Source organism: Streptococcus pseudoporcinus LQ 940-04, assembly GCF_000188035.1.
Classification (GTDB): Bacteria; Bacillota; Bacilli; order Lactobacillales; family Streptococcaceae; genus Streptococcus; species Streptococcus pseudoporcinus.
Window position 1 is genome coordinate 480,764 of record NZ_AEUY02000005.1, and the last position, 16,931, is coordinate 497,694.

The 16,931-nt window shown below is 36.5% G+C and carries 14 protein-coding genes; 10 read left to right on the forward strand and 4 right to left on the reverse strand.

Translation table 11 applies throughout. The features are described from left to right. Positions 1 to 88 precede the first annotated feature (88 nt). A complete protein-coding gene (locus STRPS_RS03600) occupies positions 89 to 1,054 on the reverse strand; it encodes a glutathione S-transferase family protein (protein ID WP_007895677.1) in 966 nt (321 codons plus the stop codon). Between the two features lie 440 nt (positions 1,055 to 1,494). Continuing rightward, positions 1,495 to 2,316, reverse strand: a complete 822-nt coding sequence (locus tag STRPS_RS03605; RefSeq protein WP_007895352.1) for a PrsW family glutamic-type intramembrane protease — start codon at positions 2,314 to 2,316, stop codon at positions 1,495 to 1,497. 441 nt (positions 2,317 to 2,757) lie between these two features. Between STRPS_RS03605 and STRPS_RS03610 the strand changes: the two genes are divergently transcribed. From STRPS_RS03610 to STRPS_RS03640, 7 genes are all read left to right on the forward strand, one after another. Next, positions 2,758 to 4,362, forward strand: a complete 1,605-nt coding sequence (locus STRPS_RS03610) for a transglutaminase domain-containing protein (protein WP_007895676.1) — start codon at positions 2,758 to 2,760, stop codon at positions 4,360 to 4,362. Between the two features lie 1,248 nt (positions 4,363 to 5,610). Beyond that, positions 5,611 to 6,261, forward strand: coding sequence for a response regulator transcription factor (locus tag STRPS_RS03615; protein WP_007895631.1), 651 nt, complete (start codon positions 5,611 to 5,613; stop codon positions 6,259 to 6,261). After that, positions 6,262 to 7,653 (forward strand): sensor histidine kinase, encoded by a 1,392-nt coding sequence (locus STRPS_RS03620; RefSeq protein ID WP_007895527.1) that lies wholly within the window; start codon positions 6,262 to 6,264, stop codon positions 7,651 to 7,653. Between the two features lie 204 nt (positions 7,654 to 7,857). Further along, positions 7,858 to 8,553 (forward strand): CPBP family intramembrane glutamic endopeptidase, encoded by a 696-nt coding sequence (locus STRPS_RS03625; RefSeq protein WP_007895332.1) that lies wholly within the window; start codon positions 7,858 to 7,860, stop codon positions 8,551 to 8,553. A gap of 211 nt (positions 8,554 to 8,764) precedes the next feature. After that, positions 8,765 to 9,454: a response regulator transcription factor gene (locus STRPS_RS03630; RefSeq protein WP_007896490.1), complete on the forward strand. Its 690-nt coding sequence runs from the start codon at positions 8,765 to 8,767 to the stop codon at positions 9,452 to 9,454. After that, on the forward strand, positions 9,451 to 10,836 hold the full coding sequence (locus STRPS_RS03635) for a sensor histidine kinase (RefSeq protein ID WP_007895359.1): 1,386 nt from the start codon (positions 9,451 to 9,453) through the stop codon (positions 10,834 to 10,836). Before STRPS_RS03630 ends, STRPS_RS03635 begins: the two co-directional genes overlap by 4 nt. An 84-nt stretch (positions 10,837 to 10,920) precedes the next feature. Continuing rightward, complete coding sequence (locus tag STRPS_RS03640; RefSeq protein WP_007895496.1) at positions 10,921 to 11,529, forward strand: hypothetical protein; 609 nt, start codon at positions 10,921 to 10,923, stop codon at positions 11,527 to 11,529. A gap of 18 nt (positions 11,530 to 11,547) precedes the next feature. Here the strand turns inward: STRPS_RS03640 and STRPS_RS03645 are convergent, their stop codons facing one another. Together STRPS_RS03645 and STRPS_RS03650 are read right to left on the reverse strand one after the other, a co-directional pair. After that, positions 11,548 to 12,519 (reverse strand): alcohol dehydrogenase catalytic domain-containing protein, encoded by a 972-nt coding sequence (locus STRPS_RS03645; protein ID WP_007895534.1) that lies wholly within the window; start codon positions 12,517 to 12,519, stop codon positions 11,548 to 11,550. A gap of 426 nt (positions 12,520 to 12,945) precedes the next feature. Further along, positions 12,946 to 14,304 (reverse strand): DHA2 family efflux MFS transporter permease subunit, encoded by a 1,359-nt coding sequence (locus STRPS_RS03650; protein ID WP_007895596.1) that lies wholly within the window; start codon positions 14,302 to 14,304, stop codon positions 12,946 to 12,948. Between the two features lie 143 nt (positions 14,305 to 14,447). Between STRPS_RS03650 and STRPS_RS03655 the strand changes: the two genes are divergently transcribed. The 3 genes from STRPS_RS03655 to STRPS_RS03665 all read left to right on the forward strand — a co-directional run bounded on the left by STRPS_RS03655 (position 14,448) and on the right by STRPS_RS03665 (position 16,860). Further along, complete coding sequence (locus STRPS_RS03655) at positions 14,448 to 15,020, forward strand: isochorismatase family protein (protein WP_007895333.1); 573 nt, start codon at positions 14,448 to 14,450, stop codon at positions 15,018 to 15,020. Between the two features lie 8 nt (positions 15,021 to 15,028). Beyond that, positions 15,029 to 15,490, forward strand: coding sequence for a GNAT family N-acetyltransferase (locus tag STRPS_RS03660; RefSeq protein WP_007895265.1), 462 nt, complete (start codon positions 15,029 to 15,031; stop codon positions 15,488 to 15,490). Positions 15,491 to 15,564: 74 nt separating this feature from the next. After that, positions 15,565 to 16,860, forward strand: a complete 1,296-nt coding sequence (locus tag STRPS_RS03665) for a hypothetical protein (protein WP_007895500.1) — start codon at positions 15,565 to 15,567, stop codon at positions 16,858 to 16,860. Positions 16,861 to 16,931 lie beyond the last annotated feature (71 nt).

Below are 16,931 nucleotides of genomic sequence, written 5' to 3' on the forward strand. Positions count from 1 at the left end.
AGAAAGTCTCTACTATAATCACCAGACTAATATCCCACAGACTACTACAGCTACTACTAACCGGCAAAGCATTAGGTGCTAGCCTGCGCTACTCTTTTGAAAGACTCCAGTCGATGATTGGTCCGACTGAAATAATTCCATTAGGATTTATTGTTTTATGACTACCGTAATAGTGTGTTTTGATATGGTCCATATTAACTGTGCTGTCAATACCGTCTAGATGATAAATACGTCTCGTATATTTCCAAAGATTAGGGTAATCAGTTAAACGTTTTAGGTTGCATTTAAAATGCCCATAATAGACGGAATCAAATCTCACTAAAGTAGTAAAGAGCCTGATATCAGCTTCCGTCATATGATCTCCAACTAACCAGTTATGACCAGCCAAATCATGTTCAATTTGATCAAGTGCTTGGAATAGTTTATGAACTTCTCTTTCATAGACTTCTTGTTTTGTGGCAAAGCCAACTTTGTAGACTCCGTTATTAATACGATGGTAAACAAAATCATTTGTTTCATTGATAGCATCACGCCATTTTTCAGGGTAGTAATCATCTCTATTACCAGTGATATCATTAAAGGCACTATTGAACATCCGGATAATATCTCCAGATTCGTTATTCACGATAGTCTTGGTTTTTTTATCCCATAGCACCGGTACCGTCACACGACCGCTATAATGAGGATCAGCCTTAAGATAAATTTCGTATAGGTAATCACTCCCAAACTCAGGATCAGCAATAAGTCCAGGATAGTCCTCAAAAGTCCAACCATGCTCCAACATATAAGGATTTACGACAGATAGGGACACATGATTTTCTAAACCCTTCAGTTTACGCATGATAAGGGTACGACTAGCCCAAGGACAAGCCAAAGAAATATACAAATGGTAACGACCAGATTCCGCCTGGAAGCCTTTATCACCTGTTGGTCCTACGCTACCGTCCTCAGTAATCCAGTTTCGAAAGTGAGATTGACTCCGGACAAAACGTCCACCTGTTGCTTTAGTATCATACCACTTATCTTGCCATTTCCCATCAACTAGTAATCCCATAATGCTTCTCCTTTGTTTGTATTACTAATTAGTAGTATATCATAAGAGATCATTTTTCTCAATGAAAAAACACAGTCAAGCCATGCTCATTGTATCTTTATTATCAATACTGCATCGGAATGCTTACCACCTCATTACTACAATACGTCACTTACTAGTGAAATCCCTTTCTAAAGGAATCTGTCAATGGAAAAAGACTAGGTATCTTAGCCAGCTATTACCATTTAGAAATAAAAAGTCGGCTTCCTATAGTAGCAAAATGCTTAAAAATGGAGCTGCAACCTCTCTTTATAAGGTCAAGGTCTAAGAGGCTTGATTAAATGTACATAAAAAAGACACTAAGTGATGAGCTAGACTCCTTAGTATCTTTTAAAAATATGGTGATTAGTTCATATATAGAATAAGCCTTAGAATAACACTAAGATTCAAGTAGCATCAAGCTAATCTATTGAAAGATTCTCGTGCTCCATCACTGTTTTTAGCAACCATAGATAAAGACTAGCATTTAAAGTCGCAGTTGCAATATCGTAAATGTCTGAATTCATTGGAATATTGAATAGGAAGTGGATAAAGAGGGCAGAAAACATCCAAAATAGACCTTTATTCTTAGCCAAACCACTTTCTTTTCCAAAGAGAATCACAAGACCTACAACAAATAAGGCTGTAAACAACCAGTGTGTGCATCCAGCCCAGACAATACGTTCAAGTAACATCGGGAATGGAGATTTTCCTGCTGCAAAAATATCCTGGAAGGTATAAACACAATCTTCAATTATTTGGAAGCCTAAGCCAACAATCATCCCACTCACTAAAGCAGATTTAAGATCAAATTTACGGCAAATAAATAGAACTAGGAGTGCTACTAAACCTTTTCCGAATTCTTCAGCTAAGGGGCCTGATACTGCTGCTCCCCAAAAAGCAATAAAGGCTTCACTAGGATGAAGAATATTTCTAATGGTAAATCCAATTAAAATATGGAAATCTGTCGATAAGGCAGTCCCCGCAAAAAGACCAGCCACCCAGCTTAAAACAACCACACGTGAACTAACTTTAAAGCGTTTTGTCAAATAGCGAATAAAAGCCACTAAAGGCACTGCATAAAGTCCAATTAGTAAAATAGTACCAAAAAATAGAGGATACTTATCAAGATGGTTTGCTGGTTTACCAAAGTTCTGGAAATGTAATAGAGCACCCTGGAAAATTAATATAAGGGTTACTAATATTCCCAAATAGCGCTTGTTTGATTGTAAAAATGTTTTCATATGTTTCCCTTTCTCATTTTATTAATAAAATGGATACTATATTAGTTTTTCTTTTATTCAAGTGATATAAACTAACCTGTACCCTTCTAATAATACAACAAAATTATCGATTTGTCTACTTATTTAAAAAAGATTAAGTCAAAACAATGAAAATTCTTATCCTAATATTACTATTTTTTAATCTAATTTAAACAGAACTTGCCTATTTGACTTAGACTGCAGTTAAAAACACCCATTTTATAGCGTTTTGTCATGCTAATAGCACTACAAACAAGTTAAAAAAACCAGTAAAAATTAGAAATAAAATAAGAGAAAACAGGTAAAAGATAGAAGTATCGTAGTAGAAAAATAGCCCCAAATGTTACAATAGGTTATGAAATAAATTACCTTTAACCTGATCTTTTGTTGACTTCTAATCTCATTAATCTATAAGGAGGAAATATGAAACCAATTAAACATTACAGCAAGCCTTTACTAATGCTAAGCCTTCTCGCTTCTACATCAACCCTTGCATTATTATCTTTGGGCTTATCACAACCAGTTGTTCTAGCAAGAGAAAATGAAAACGTAAGACAATTACAATCAGAAAATAAACAAATGAAAGCAGTAAACTTGCAGGAATTTTCGGAGAAATTAAAAGGAGAAATTGCTGAAAATCAACAATTTCATATCTTTAAACTAGGGTTGAATAATTATTACATAGGAGGGGTACGCATAAATGAACTGAGTGATTTAGCGAAAAACCATGATTTTATCATGATTGATAATCGTGCTACCCATAATAAATATGGAGTCCCTCATATAATTATTATGAACAAAGATGATGTTATTGTGCATAATCAAGAAGACTATAATAAAGAAATGGCAGAGTTAACATTTGCAGGTGATAAACCGATACAATCTGACTCTTACCTTCCCCAAAAAAAGAGAATCCACGCACTGTTTGAAATTGGTTTAGATTCTAATAGACGACAATTACTTAACGCTGCAGGACTTAAAACACCAGAAAATAGTGTAATAGAACTTGATACCTTTAAAATCTATTCTCATGGTTTAGCGGTTGATAATAAATATTATGACGAATATAGTCATTTTAATAACAACACGAATGTCAATATTACCAAGCAGCGCTTTACTGAGAATGATAACTTAATCCATAACTTAATAACCACGTCAACAGCTAAGGATCAGCCAACTGATCGCGACAAAGTCAAAACATTTGTTATGTATGTGGCTAACCATACTATATATGACTGGAATGCCGCAAATAATGCTGTAAGTAATATTTCAGATGTCAACTATTATCTTGGTTCTGATTTGTTTTCCATTACTGAACGCAAGAAAGCTATGTGTGTAGGCTTTAGCACTACAGCAGCTCGTGCTTTTAATATGCTGGGTATCCCAGCCTATGTGGTTGAAGGTAAAAACGCGCAAGGTGTGGACCATGCTACTGCTCGTGTCTACTATAATGGAAAATGGCATACCATTGACGGGACTGGCTTTATTAACGGTAACCGCACTCGCTCCACTCTCTATACCGAAAGCCACTTTAGGTCTGTTGGAGAAGATAGCTATCAACTGGTTGGTCTTAATGAGGACATACCTTTTGATAGAAACTATATGAAGATTGATAAAGTTTACGAAGAATGGGCTCCCAAACAAAAGACGGCAGACCTACTATTAGTTAACAAAGATAAATCATTAGTTGGCCTAGACCGTGTAGCCTATGTCGAACCTGTATATGTTGACAAGAACCGTCAAGATGCCCTCACACAAATTTACAAAAAATTAAAAGAAACAATGGAGTCCTCTTCTAAGAAGAATCCATCTTCTGGAGGATTCTCCTCTCTCTTAGGTTCTGCAAGTAGCGATATTGCAAAGCTGGAAGGCTCTTCTCAACTTACACAAGAAGAATACGATAAGATTCATCGTTCTATGACATCTATTCTCACCTTTTTTGCACAACTAGATAAAGACGCCGCCGAAGCCTTTGAAAAGGGAAATGATTATAAGAATTATTTAGCAACAACAAAGCATGCACAGTAAGATGTAATTACAGAAGGAACCTCTTCTGAATTGAAACCAAAAAGCTTCGTAATTCAGGAAGCTTAGATTAGATATGTAACTTACCAACCTAGTTTTAGAAACACCTTCTAGGCAAGAGACTAAAACTCCAGGGTTAACTTCTCTTGTTTCCTCTAGATACACCTGTCAACAAAGAAACCAGAACCTGAATTTTAAACCATATGCTTTGTCATTTTGCTTCAAGCCCCACTTATTCTGACTCTTTGTCACCTCTAGTGGAGTAGCTAATTGCTAAACACAAGAAGAGACGCCTGTCGTCTTTTCTTTTTTAGATTCAAAACAGTTTTAAAATGTCAAGGAGCAAAAGCTTGGCATTTGATGCCTTCATTGTCTCTTTACCTTCGTCTAACTTAGCCCTAAAATATGCAAAGCTTAATACCGGAAGCCTTATCTTTCAGGAAAGTTTTGAAGCCTCTAATAAATAGGAACTTTGACTAAGTCTAAACCGATTTTCATGAGTCCTCTTCCTGAGCCGATAGACAAGCTAAATTATCTGTGAAGGGGGAGATATGGACGGGTCTAACAATACAGGGGGAGGCTCTTTTGAATATGAGCTGTCTTTTTGCAAATAGCTTATGACAGCTGATAATGTTTAGTGAGTCAGGCCTTACTTACTTTACGGACAAACCCAGTTTTACACTGAAAACAGCCCCTTTTAAGGAATAAGACAGTTAGAAAAACGCTATCCTCCATGATTGAGGTTTTAGAGGCTTTTCAACTTCCTTAGGCCATCCCTTTACAAGAGGACCTAGGGAAGTTGAGAATGTAGCTTAGCCTATAAATCTTATGTCACCTTAAAGTTGATTCTTTGAAGGGACCAAAATAGTATTAGGGGCTTTTATTCCTAACCATTCTGTGGTATTCTTAATTTATTACTAACAATTCTATAGTATTATTAATGTATTCTGTATAACCCACTTCTATTGTGTGTGATCGCTCTTCATTATCAGCCATATGGCACCTTCTGTCTCCACCATAATCTCCATAGTAAACTGACCCAGTACAGAAACTATAGAGTCGTTTTATGCACATTTGTATAGAACTTATGGCCATACTAAAGCTAATTGCTAGTATCTATTGGTTAAAGGAGACATCTAAGTTATTTAGTCATTATCACTTTTTAGAAGTCATGATCATCCATCATGGATCGCTTAAACAATAGGCAATAGGGGATAGAGGCTTAGAATATGAGTAAAGGAGGTAGAAACCATGAAAAAAATAATGATTGTTGAAGATGATACGACGATCAATCAAGTTGTTTGTGAATTTTTAAGTGAAAAAGGCTTCCAGGTAACTTCTTTTATAGATGGAAAGAAAGCCTTTGAGGCTTTTCAAACTCAAGAATTCGATTTACTAGTGCTAGATATTATGATTCCTTCAATGAGCGGCCTAGAGCTGCTCCAGGCTGTACGTAAAATATCTTCTGTACCAGTGGTTATGCTAACTGCAATGGCAGACGAATACACACAGTTAGTAAGTTTTAACCATCAGATTAGTGATTACGTAGTAAAGCCATTTTCCCCATTAATCTTAATCAAGCGTATAGAAAATATTTTTCGGCAACTACAGGGAGATGACTACATTCGTATAGGTGATGTTGAGTTATTTTTGGATGAAGGTAAGGTACTGGCCGATAAAGAAGAAGCTATACTAACTAAAAAAGAGTATGATATTATGACTTTCTTAGCAAAGAGAAAAGGAAAGATTGTAACAAGGGAACGATTGATGAAGGAAGTCTGGGGGTATGAGGAACTAGACAGTCGCGTTTTAGATAATCATATCAAAAATATACGAAAGAAAATTCCCAATCTAAAATTGAAAACGATTATTGGCCGAGGCTATCAAATCGAGGTTAAGTAAATGCGTCTAGCCAGAAAAAATTTTTTAGTCGTTAGTGGTATAGTCGTTTTATCTCTTGGCCTACTAGTAGGCTTACTTTATTTTGTTATGCCTATCTACTATAACCAAGCCAAGAAACAAGAATTAAAAAAAGAGTTTGTTGCTATTGTAGATAGGCTAGAGGGTCAGAAACAAGCAGATATCATCAAGAGTTTAGCGGACTACGACAAAAAAATGCCCAACCTATTATTTAGCCTGTTTGATCAAAGGATTGGAGATATTTATTATCCAGAGTTAGATATAGTGAGTAGCTCAGATACAGATCAGGCTGAACAAACTGATGGTTCGGAGACGCATAAAATAGACTCCTCTATTTTTGATGAATTAGGCACATGGACTTATAACATTAAAACGATGGAAGGAAAGAAGCTTCAACTTCAAGCAGCATATGCCTCCACCCCCTTATCTGATATTAGCCAAGCACTGGTCACTTTCTATCCCTTTATTCTTCTTTTTATCATTATATTAGCTATCACCATCGGAGCTGTCTTTGCTAGCCTTTCTACTCGGAGAATTCGAGCTATTTCACAAGTCACAAGACAGATGAAGACCTTACAAGAGGAACTGGTTTGTAGTAGCAAAGGTCAGGACGAGATTGCTACACTAGCTAATGACATCAATCATCTTTACCAACATTTATTGACAAGCATTCAAAACTTGAAGATAGAAAATGAGCGAACCTTGGAACGCGAACGGCAACAAGCTGAATTTCTGAGAGCAACTTCTCATGAATTAAAAACACCTATTGCTAGTATGATGGGTTTAGTAGAAGGCATGAGGTATAATGTCGGTGTATTCAAGGATCATGACACTTATTTAAAAAAATGTGATGATATTCTACAGGAGCAAAATGGTCTTGTCGCCTCTATTCTAGAAGCAACACGATTGTCCATAAGTAATGATGAAACCTACAATCTTATTGAACTAAAGGACTTACTTGAACCACATTTGTCTACCTATAATGTTTTGGCAGAAGTTAGAGGATTTGTTTTTTCTGTCTCCCTACTGCCCTCGCAACAGAAAGTAAATAGTGTCTATTTTGTAAAAGCAGTAAAAAACATATTAGATAATGCTTTTCGTTATAGTAAAAAAGGATCTACCATTCGCTTGAGTTTAACTTCTGAGCAATTAATTGTGGAAAATCAACCAGAATATATGTTAAGTAAAGAGGAGTTAGAAAAGATATTTCAACCATTTTATAGACCTGATTTTGCCCGTTCTAAAAAGGACGGAGGAACGGGGTTAGGTTTGTTTCTCGTCAAGCAGATCTTAGTGCAACATGGTTTGGATTATTCTTTTAGTGCTACCAATAAAGGAATGGTACGCTTTGTTATTAACTTAGTTTCTAAATAGTAGAGTCTCGTCTTTTAGTCGGATTAAATAAAAATGGCTCTGCTCGTGACGTGATGCAGTTAGGTTGAAACGATAAAAAACCAAGAGGACTATTGAGAATCAAACAAATCCTATTGAGATGTGATTTGAGCTCTTTTAAAATCAGTTAGTGCCAGAAGCTTATTATCATTTAAGGTAATCATTTGCAAAAAGAAAGGATCACTTATGCAAGAAAAACGAACATTTTTGAGATGGTTTGACCTCCTCTGTCTTACTATTATCTTATTTGGAGAAGGCATTATAAACTCTACCTCACAGTATTTAGCTCTTCAACAACAAACTCTTAGCCTTGAGCAAAACCTCACCTTCTCTCCCTTAGATAATTATAAGAGCTTAGCCATGCAGAGCTGCTGGTTATTTTTAGCTTTTCTTTATCTAAAATGGCGACGCTTTGACTTTAACTATTTTAAAGAAAGAATTCAGTTTAGTCCTCGTGTCCTTCTTCAAGCAATCGGCTTATTTATGCTCATTGCTCTTTGCATGGATATCTTTAACCTAGTTTCTTACAATATTCCAAAACTCTTATCCCCAACTGTCCTAGCAATTTGGCCACAATTTGATATCTCACTTATTCTTTACTCTATCTTAAACGGTTTTTACGAGGAATTTTTCTTTTTAGGACTTTGTTTGGCTGTAAAGCCAGATGCTACTAAATGGGCCTTTTTATATTCTTTACTGATCCGATTTAGTTTCCACACCTATCAAGGAATTGCTGGCGCTCTTGGAATCAGTTTGATATTAGGTATTCTCTTTTATGTTATCTATCGTAAACTAAAACCACAAAATTTACTGCCCTTCTTTATCAGTCATGCCATAGCAGACATTTTCGGTTTATCTCTTTTGGCCTATATCTTAAGTTAGTGCCGTAAAGGCCTCGGCCTCCCCTAATAATTAATTTTCCTTTAGCTACAAAATAGCTAAAGGTTTTTTGACATGACAAAACATCTAGTATAAGAATTGCCACAATTTTGCCCAATATTTCTTAAGCCAAAAAAAGAATTTTTTGTTATATTTGAGGTGGTATATCACTAAACAACTAAAATAGATTAACGTAGAAGGAACTAAATTTAAAATGACACAACTCATTTACCTAGCAGATGATGAAAAAAATATTCGTGACTTATTGACACCCTTTTTAGAACATGATGGCTTTCTCGTGAAGGCATTTGAGAATGGGGATTTACTCTATCAAGAATTCCTCATCAAAAAACCAGACCTTGTTATTTTAGATATTATGATGCCAGGAACAGATGGCCTTACTATTATGAAAGCCATCAGAGAAAAGGATCAATCCCTTCCTATCATCATGCTGACAGCTCGGGATTCAGATGCAGATTTTATCACCGCCTTTAATTTAGGAACTGATGATTACTTCACAAAACCTTTTTCACCAATAAAACTAAGTCTACATGTCAAATCTCTTCTAAAACGGACACATGCTTTAGATGCTGATAAAAAGTCAACTTTTACCTATAAAGAACTTAGCCTAGATTCAGAAAAGCGCTTAGCACTTCTGTCTGATAATGAAATTTCCTTAACAAAAACAGAATTTGACCTCTTACTGGTTCTAATTGAAAAACCAGGAACGGCTTTTTCTAGGGAAGAATTGCTCAGTCGTATTTGGGGCTTTGAAGACATTGAAAGTCGAGCTGTTGATGACACTGTTAAACGTTTACGTAAAAAATTAAGCCAACACCAGAGCCCTGTTGTTATTGAAACTATATGGGGTTATGGCTTTAAATTAAGCGAAGAGGTATTATGAAACGAAAAAACCTTATTAACCATATGTTCCTCATCAATAGCATTATGCTCTTTTTAGGTTTCTGTATGATTTACATTTCTCTGAACTATGTTGCAAAGGATTATGTGCATGACATGACCAAAAATGCAATGAAGAGTAATTTTACTATCCTAGATAGTATCAATGCCCACAAAAATATTCCAGACAATCCCTCAAAAAATCAAGATAGTGTCTTTGTTTGGGCTTACTATACTATCTATGATGATAAACAAGAGATCAAATATGCTAATGAACCTCAAAAAAAAGAAAGCCTACTGATACTAGATTATTTAAAGCAGCATCACCTCAAACCAAATAGACGAAAAGGCCTTTTTATCCCCATTAAGAAAAAAACCTACTATGTTATGGGAAAAGACTACGACGGTGTTTTCGAAGATGGTTTGGTGACTAAAACAGGCACAAAACAAGATCGAACCTACCATGTCATCAATTTTGCTGATATCACCTACACACAGAACCTTATCAACCAGATTAACTTTTATTTGATAGTTAGCCTAGTTCTCATGTTTATCATCATGTTGTTTATCATGGGAAAAACTTTTTTAGGGATTAGAGAATCTATCCAGTCCGTCCAAACCTACATTTCTAACTTATGGCGTGATCAGAAGCCTACAAACACTACAGACAAACACATCGTTTTTTCTGATTTTGATCCTCTCCTCAAAGAAAGTCAAGAGATGACCAAACGTATCCGACAGGCCGAAGCTAGTCAATTAACCTTTTTTCAAAATGCCTCACATGAACTACGGACACCTTTAATGTCTATCCAAGGTTACACAGAGGGCATGAAAGAGGGAATTATCCAAGAAGAATTAGCCTATACTATTATCTTGCAAGAAAGCCAAAAAATGAAACAACTGGTTGATGATATAATGCTTTTATCACGGCTAGATGGTAGTAGTCATCCCAAAAAAGAAAAGATTCTCATGGATAACCTGGTTAGTAATTGTGTGTCCTATTTTAAACCAATCGCCCACCAAAAAGGCCTAGAATTAACCTACAGTCATACTAACCAAGCCTTTGCTATTGAGGGAAATGAAGAGCTACTTCAAAAAGCCATCACTAATATTGTTAGTAACGCATTACGTTATGCCAAAAGTAACATTAACATCACCTTAAAAGCAAATCAAGTCATCATTGAAAATGACGGTCCTGCTATTTCGAGCAAAGACCTTCCCCATATTTTTGAACGATTTTATAAAGGAAAAGAGGGACAAACCGGTATTGGCCTAGCAATGGTCAAGGAGATTATGAATCAACATAAAGGAGACATTTTGGTTAATAGTCAAGCTAACAAAACGCAATTTATTCTCGTCTTCGACTGCCACACTTTTGCCACATGATTCCCTCAGAATTTCTAAGAATTATTCCTTTCTTTAAGCTATACTCATTACATAAAGTCATAAAAAAGAAAGAAGGTCCGTCACATGATGAACTTAAAATATTTTAAATCCCTATCACTTATCACACTCCTATCCCTCTCAGCTTTTGCTGGCACCTACCAAGCTAAAACCTATGCTGATGACACAACCCATTCCAGCTCTCTTAACATAAATGTGAAAAGCGTTGAAAAAAAATTAGCCGATGCAGACAAAGAAGCTGAACCAATCTACTCTAAAATGGATAAGATCCAAAAAAGAATTAAGACCATTCGAGCTGACAAACTAACATCTTATGAAAAATCCCTTACTAAAAAAATCAACACACTTAACGAAAAGCATCAACAACTTTTAGAAACATTTTACAGTCAACTGGGCGACAAGAGATGGCACTCTAAAACTGAAGCACTTGACTTAGTTTCCAAATCAAACTTAAGTCATTCTGACAAGTCACAGTTAAATAGCTATTTTAAAGACTATTATACTTACCAACGTGAGCTAAATCAGAAATACCACAACTTCAAAAAACTGACCCGTTCTCAAGAAAATAAATTAAAAACATTAACCCAGAAAGCTGATGCTATTTATAAAAAACATGGCATTACAAAAGACATCTTAAAAGCTTATTATGCTCAAAAAGGAATGAAAGCCGATTAAACATTTTGAGGGGCGAGCTTATGGGATTAAGACAAGTTTCTTCCTTTCAGCACCCTCTTTTAATAACTGATAGGCTGACGCTGCAGCGTCAAATGTCATAATCCGTATGTCGTCCTCTAAAAGTTTTCCCTCTGCAAAATAAGAATTGATTGTCATGGCTGCTTTGTTAAGTTGCTCAAGCCTGCAGCGACTAATAACAAAACCTTTTATTTGTTGGCAATTCATATAAAAATGCTTACTGTCAAAATGAGCCACCTTATCCTTAGGGCTCGTAATCAGAACAATTGTTCCCTGAAAAGCCAAAAGATCACTATTATCTTGGAGACTTACTTTGCCTGAGGTATCAATAATATATTGAATCCCTTCAGGATATTGTTCTAGAATTTGTGATTTGTATTGACTACGATAATCAAGCGTCCAACAACTGCCCAAGTCTGTTAAGGTTTTAAAATCTTTTTCCTGAGACGTTGTTAGGACTCTCGCCCCCATGGCTGAAGCTAGGGCGGTTAATTTGCTGCCAACGTGACCTCCAGCACCCTCGATTAGAATGGTCTCACCTTGCTTGATTCTGATAATGTCCGTTAGCACAATACTTGCCGTTGCAGCAGAATGGACAGCGGCAACAAGCTGAAGAGGGTTCACATTATCTGGAACATGATAAAGGCGCTCTTGGGGGATTAAGGCAAACTCACTCATTACTCCCTGACGTCCATCATACCCCATACTATTAGTCCAAACGAGATCACCAACGGAAAAACTGTCTACCGACCTTCCAACTTTAACCACTTGTCCGACAGCATCACGTCCTAAAATAAAGGGAGTTGGAAGTTCCGTTTGATAGGCTCCAGACTGAATATAGGTATCCACATAATTGACTGGAACTGCTTGAACCTTTATCAAAACCTTGTTTTCGCTGATTTCCGGAATTGGAAACTCCCCTACAATAATATGTGAACTATCTCCTGTTTTTCGACTATACACTGCTTTCATAATGCCCTCCTACTGATGATGATCATATCTACCATGTTATAAGTTCTTAAACACCTTTTAAAATTACTGCTACTTCTCTAGTCTTACATGTTTAATTGATGTCATCTTAAAGAAATGCAAGAAACATCATCTGTCTTTACTCCTTTAACATAGAATATTGCAAGCTGAGTTTTGTTAGTTGCTCTACCGTTGGTATCATTAACAAAGCTCTCTTTTTAATCCTTGTAAAAACTGGTAACCCTTACTGCTCTCAATTCCCTCATGGTTAATGGATTCTTTCTCCCCTAAAAAATGTCAACACAGTCACCCAATACTACTAAGACCCTTGAACCATATGGATCAAGGGCCTTTTTTGAAGATTTCTCTTTCAACCACTTGCAAGACCTTACCACTTTCCATACTACTATTTTTAAGATCAACTTCATCTTACCTTTTTTTCAGCTTATAAGCTAGGAAAAGTCCAATAAGGGCAAAAATAGTAATGAAGTGGTAAACAAATTGGAAGCCCAGTGTCACGTTTGTCTTTGTACCAATTAGACTTGTTAAAATAGCTGTTCCTATAGCCGCAAACAGTTGCCGCATCGTACTATTCATAGCACTACCATGAGGGATAAGTTTATTTGGAAGGGCATTCATTCCTTCTGTTGTCAAGGGCGTTAAGATGAAAGCATTCCCTGCCATTAAAAGCATAAAGACCAGACTGATCAACCACCCATTTGTTCTCGCATTAAAAAAAGAGAGGACCAAAGCACTAAAGGCTATTAACGCCATACCAATAAGGGCAAAAGACCTTCCCCCCACCTTTTCAAAAAGGTTGCCTGTGACAGGAGCTAAGATACCCATCATTAAGCCTCCAGGTAGTAGAAGGAGTCCACTTTGAAAAGCAGTCATGCCAGAAACTTTTTGAATAAAGAAAGGCAGTAACGTCATTGAAGCATTAAAAATAACAAACATAATCATAATTATTAAACAAGATTGAAGAAAAGTCCGCTCTTTTAAGACATCAAAATTAAGCATCGGCTCTTCTAGTTGCCTTTGACGAACAATATAAGCTCCTAGGGCTAAGGTCGATACCACAAGTACAAACCATAGAGTGACATCACTAAAACCAGCGTAGCTAGCCCTACTAAAACCATATAGGAAACCACCAAATGCAAGTGTTGATAAGAAAACTGATATAAGGTCCAAATGCATCTCATGCGTCTCACTCATGTTTTTAAGAGTAAAAAGACTAAACCCTAAATTAATAATCATAGCAATAAGCACCAGTATAAAAATAGCTGGCCACCTAAAATGACTAAGAATCCAGCCAGACAAGGTCGGTCCAATAGCAGGTGAAAAACCTGTGACGAGTCCAAAAGCCCCCATGGCTTTCCCTCTTTCTTCAATAGGAAAAGCCACTAAAAGGACAACCTGTATAAGAGGAATAAGGATACCTGCACCAATAGCTTGAATAACACGACCTAGGAGTAGAACTGAAAAGAATGGGGTCATAATACAAAAAAGACTGCCTATCATAAAAAGCGTAATAGCTGTAAAGTAAAGCCCTTTTGTAGTATATCTAGTAGTCAAATAAGCAGAAATAGGAATCATAATCCCATTAACTAACATAAAAATAGTTGTGATCCACTGCGCTGAATGTAAGGTGAGATGGAAAGAAACCATTATTTCCGGTAAAGCAGTTGCCAATAACGTTTGATTTATAATAGCAATAAAGGAGCCAACCATCATGACCAGAACAGCTCGATTTCTTTCTTTTTTGGATAATTGCAGAGCATTTTTCATTGAATCCCTCCTTATGACACTTTTCTCTTGTCAATTTTAAAACTTTTCATTACAATGATATCATATATCACTATATAGTAACATGTCAATGACTGACACTTAGCCAGCATAAACTCTTTTAAATTAGATAAGGAGAAAAGCAAATGGAAAAGACCCTAAATTTAAAGAAAACAGCACTTCTAATCATTGATTTGCAAAAAGGTATTTTAGAAATGCCGACACAGCCGCATTCTACTCAGGAAATCCTTAAAAATGCTCATAAATTGGTTAGCACTTTCCGCCAACAAGATGCCTTTATTGCCTTTATTCGTGTCCAATTCCATGATGGTAAAGATAAATTACACCCTAACGCTATGAAAGAGTTGCCAGGAAAAGATCCTGCACCAGAATTTTCACAATTTGCAGAGCTTCTTGACCTTACTGATTCTGATTATATCGTCAACAAAAGAGGATTCAGTGGCTTCTTTGGGACAGATCTCGATTTACAACTACGACGCCGAGGGATTGAAAACCTAGTCCTCTGTGGTATTTCAACTCATGCAGCCGTTGATTCAACAGCCAGAGATGCCTATCAGTATGCCTATAATCAATTTTTTATTACCGACGCTATGGGCGCCGCAACAAGAGAGCTCCACAATTTCCCAATTGACAACATATTCCCTCTTATGGGGCAAACCCTATCAACAGAAGAGTTCTTACAACTTATTAGAAAGTAGGTGATTAGATGGAAACTAAGATTTTTCGCTTAAATAAAAAAGCACAATACCCAGATGTCCTCTTAAATCAAATGAAAGAAATTGACTGGAAAGCCGGTCCTCACTTAGTCAAAAGGCTTGAAGATGGGGATTTAGATAGCAGAGATGAGATTATTGTCATCACCAATCAACAGCTGACCTTGATTGGTTTTGGTGCTCTTCTTGAACGAGATATCCTTGATAAAGAAACATACTCTTTTAGCCCATTTCTATCAACAATATATGTAGACCCTTCCTACCGAGGACAGGGTTATAGCACAAAAATAGTGAAAGCTCTTGAAGAAATCGCCAGAGAAAAAAAGGATCGTATCATATATGTCGTGACTGAGCACGTCGGACTTTATGAAAAAAGTGGCTACCAATACCAGAACCAAGTTAGGGACCAATTCGGCAGAGATATGCGACTTCTTAAAAAATCTTTAGCGTCTTAGGTTTTTCTCTTGCAATTATTACTACATAGTTATAAAATGATGGTAACTTATCAAAAAGAAACGAGGTAGCACATATGATTACTGTAGCAAATACCACTGAACTTATAGAAGCCCTCACTACTGGTGTGGAAGTCATTCAAATAAGCCGTAGCATGACACTGTCATACCCCATTAACCTTCCAAAAGGCACAACGTTAAAAGGGCTTGCTCAGGAAGACGGAACACTCCCATCACTCTTCTTTTCACACTCTGATGGTCTTATCCTACATGGAGAAAGCAGCCTTGAAAATTTATCCATCGTGGCTATGCAGGATAAAAAAGCTATTATGATGATACCTCAACAAGTAGAAAAAGAGTTTGGCAAGATTAACTTGAAAAACCTTGAAGTTGATGGACAAGTTTCTCTAATCTTTAGAAATCCAACCCTAACTGCTGATGTGACTGTTGAAAAGGTACATGTCAATAGCGCTGACACTAGAACCTATCTTGAACAACCTCAAAAATATGGAGTAAATGTTCTTCAGGGAGCCTTTACCCTATACAACTTCAATCCTAGTCAAGATAGCGTAGTAACTGCAGATATTACTGGTCTTTCTATTGGTTCTGAAGGACATCCTGTTATCGGTTCTGGTGTCTTTATTTCTGGTTTTAATGACCAAGGTGGACAAGTCAAAGTACCACGTATGGAATTAAAAGACATTTATTCTACAGGGTTAATCCCACAAGGTGTTTCTGATTTCATCACTGGTGCTGTCTTTATTGTTTACGGTACTACTGTTGAAAAATTAGTCCAAGATGGTAAAGTCGTCACTTATGGTGTCAACGACATGGTTCTTGATGCTTGGGGCCTTGTTCATGAATGGATTGTCAATGAAGAAGTCATTTCTTACGGGCCATCTGGAGTTGGCTTTGTCAACTTTGGTACCGTTGATTACTTCAAAGCTGAAAAAGGTATTTCTACCTATGGTTTAGGAGCACGTGCGTATAACCAATATGATGGTACTTTAAAAGAAGGCTATTTCCACAATGTGAGAACATATAATGATGGAGCAGTTGGTATCCAAATCTCTAAAAAAGTCGGTAAAATTGTCATTGACGGGGACATTATCACACACGGGGGACTAGGATTATCACTTGTAAAAGGTGTCAATATCGAATTACCTGCTTATGCCCTTTCTATAAAAAACGGAGGGGAAGTAGAATCATTAACCATTAATGGTGATATCATCACAAATGGCGATAAAGTCATGACAATTGCCATGGAAGAAGAAGGACAACTAAACCAAGTGACACATAGTGGGCAAGTTGTAGCCAACGGTTATCAATCTCATGCCTTTGAAAATGAAAGGGCAAGCAAATTTTTCAACTAATCCTCCTTTATTAAGCTTGGAAAACATAAAAGAACTGGCATATTTTGCCAGTTTTTTTATGCAATCCTTTC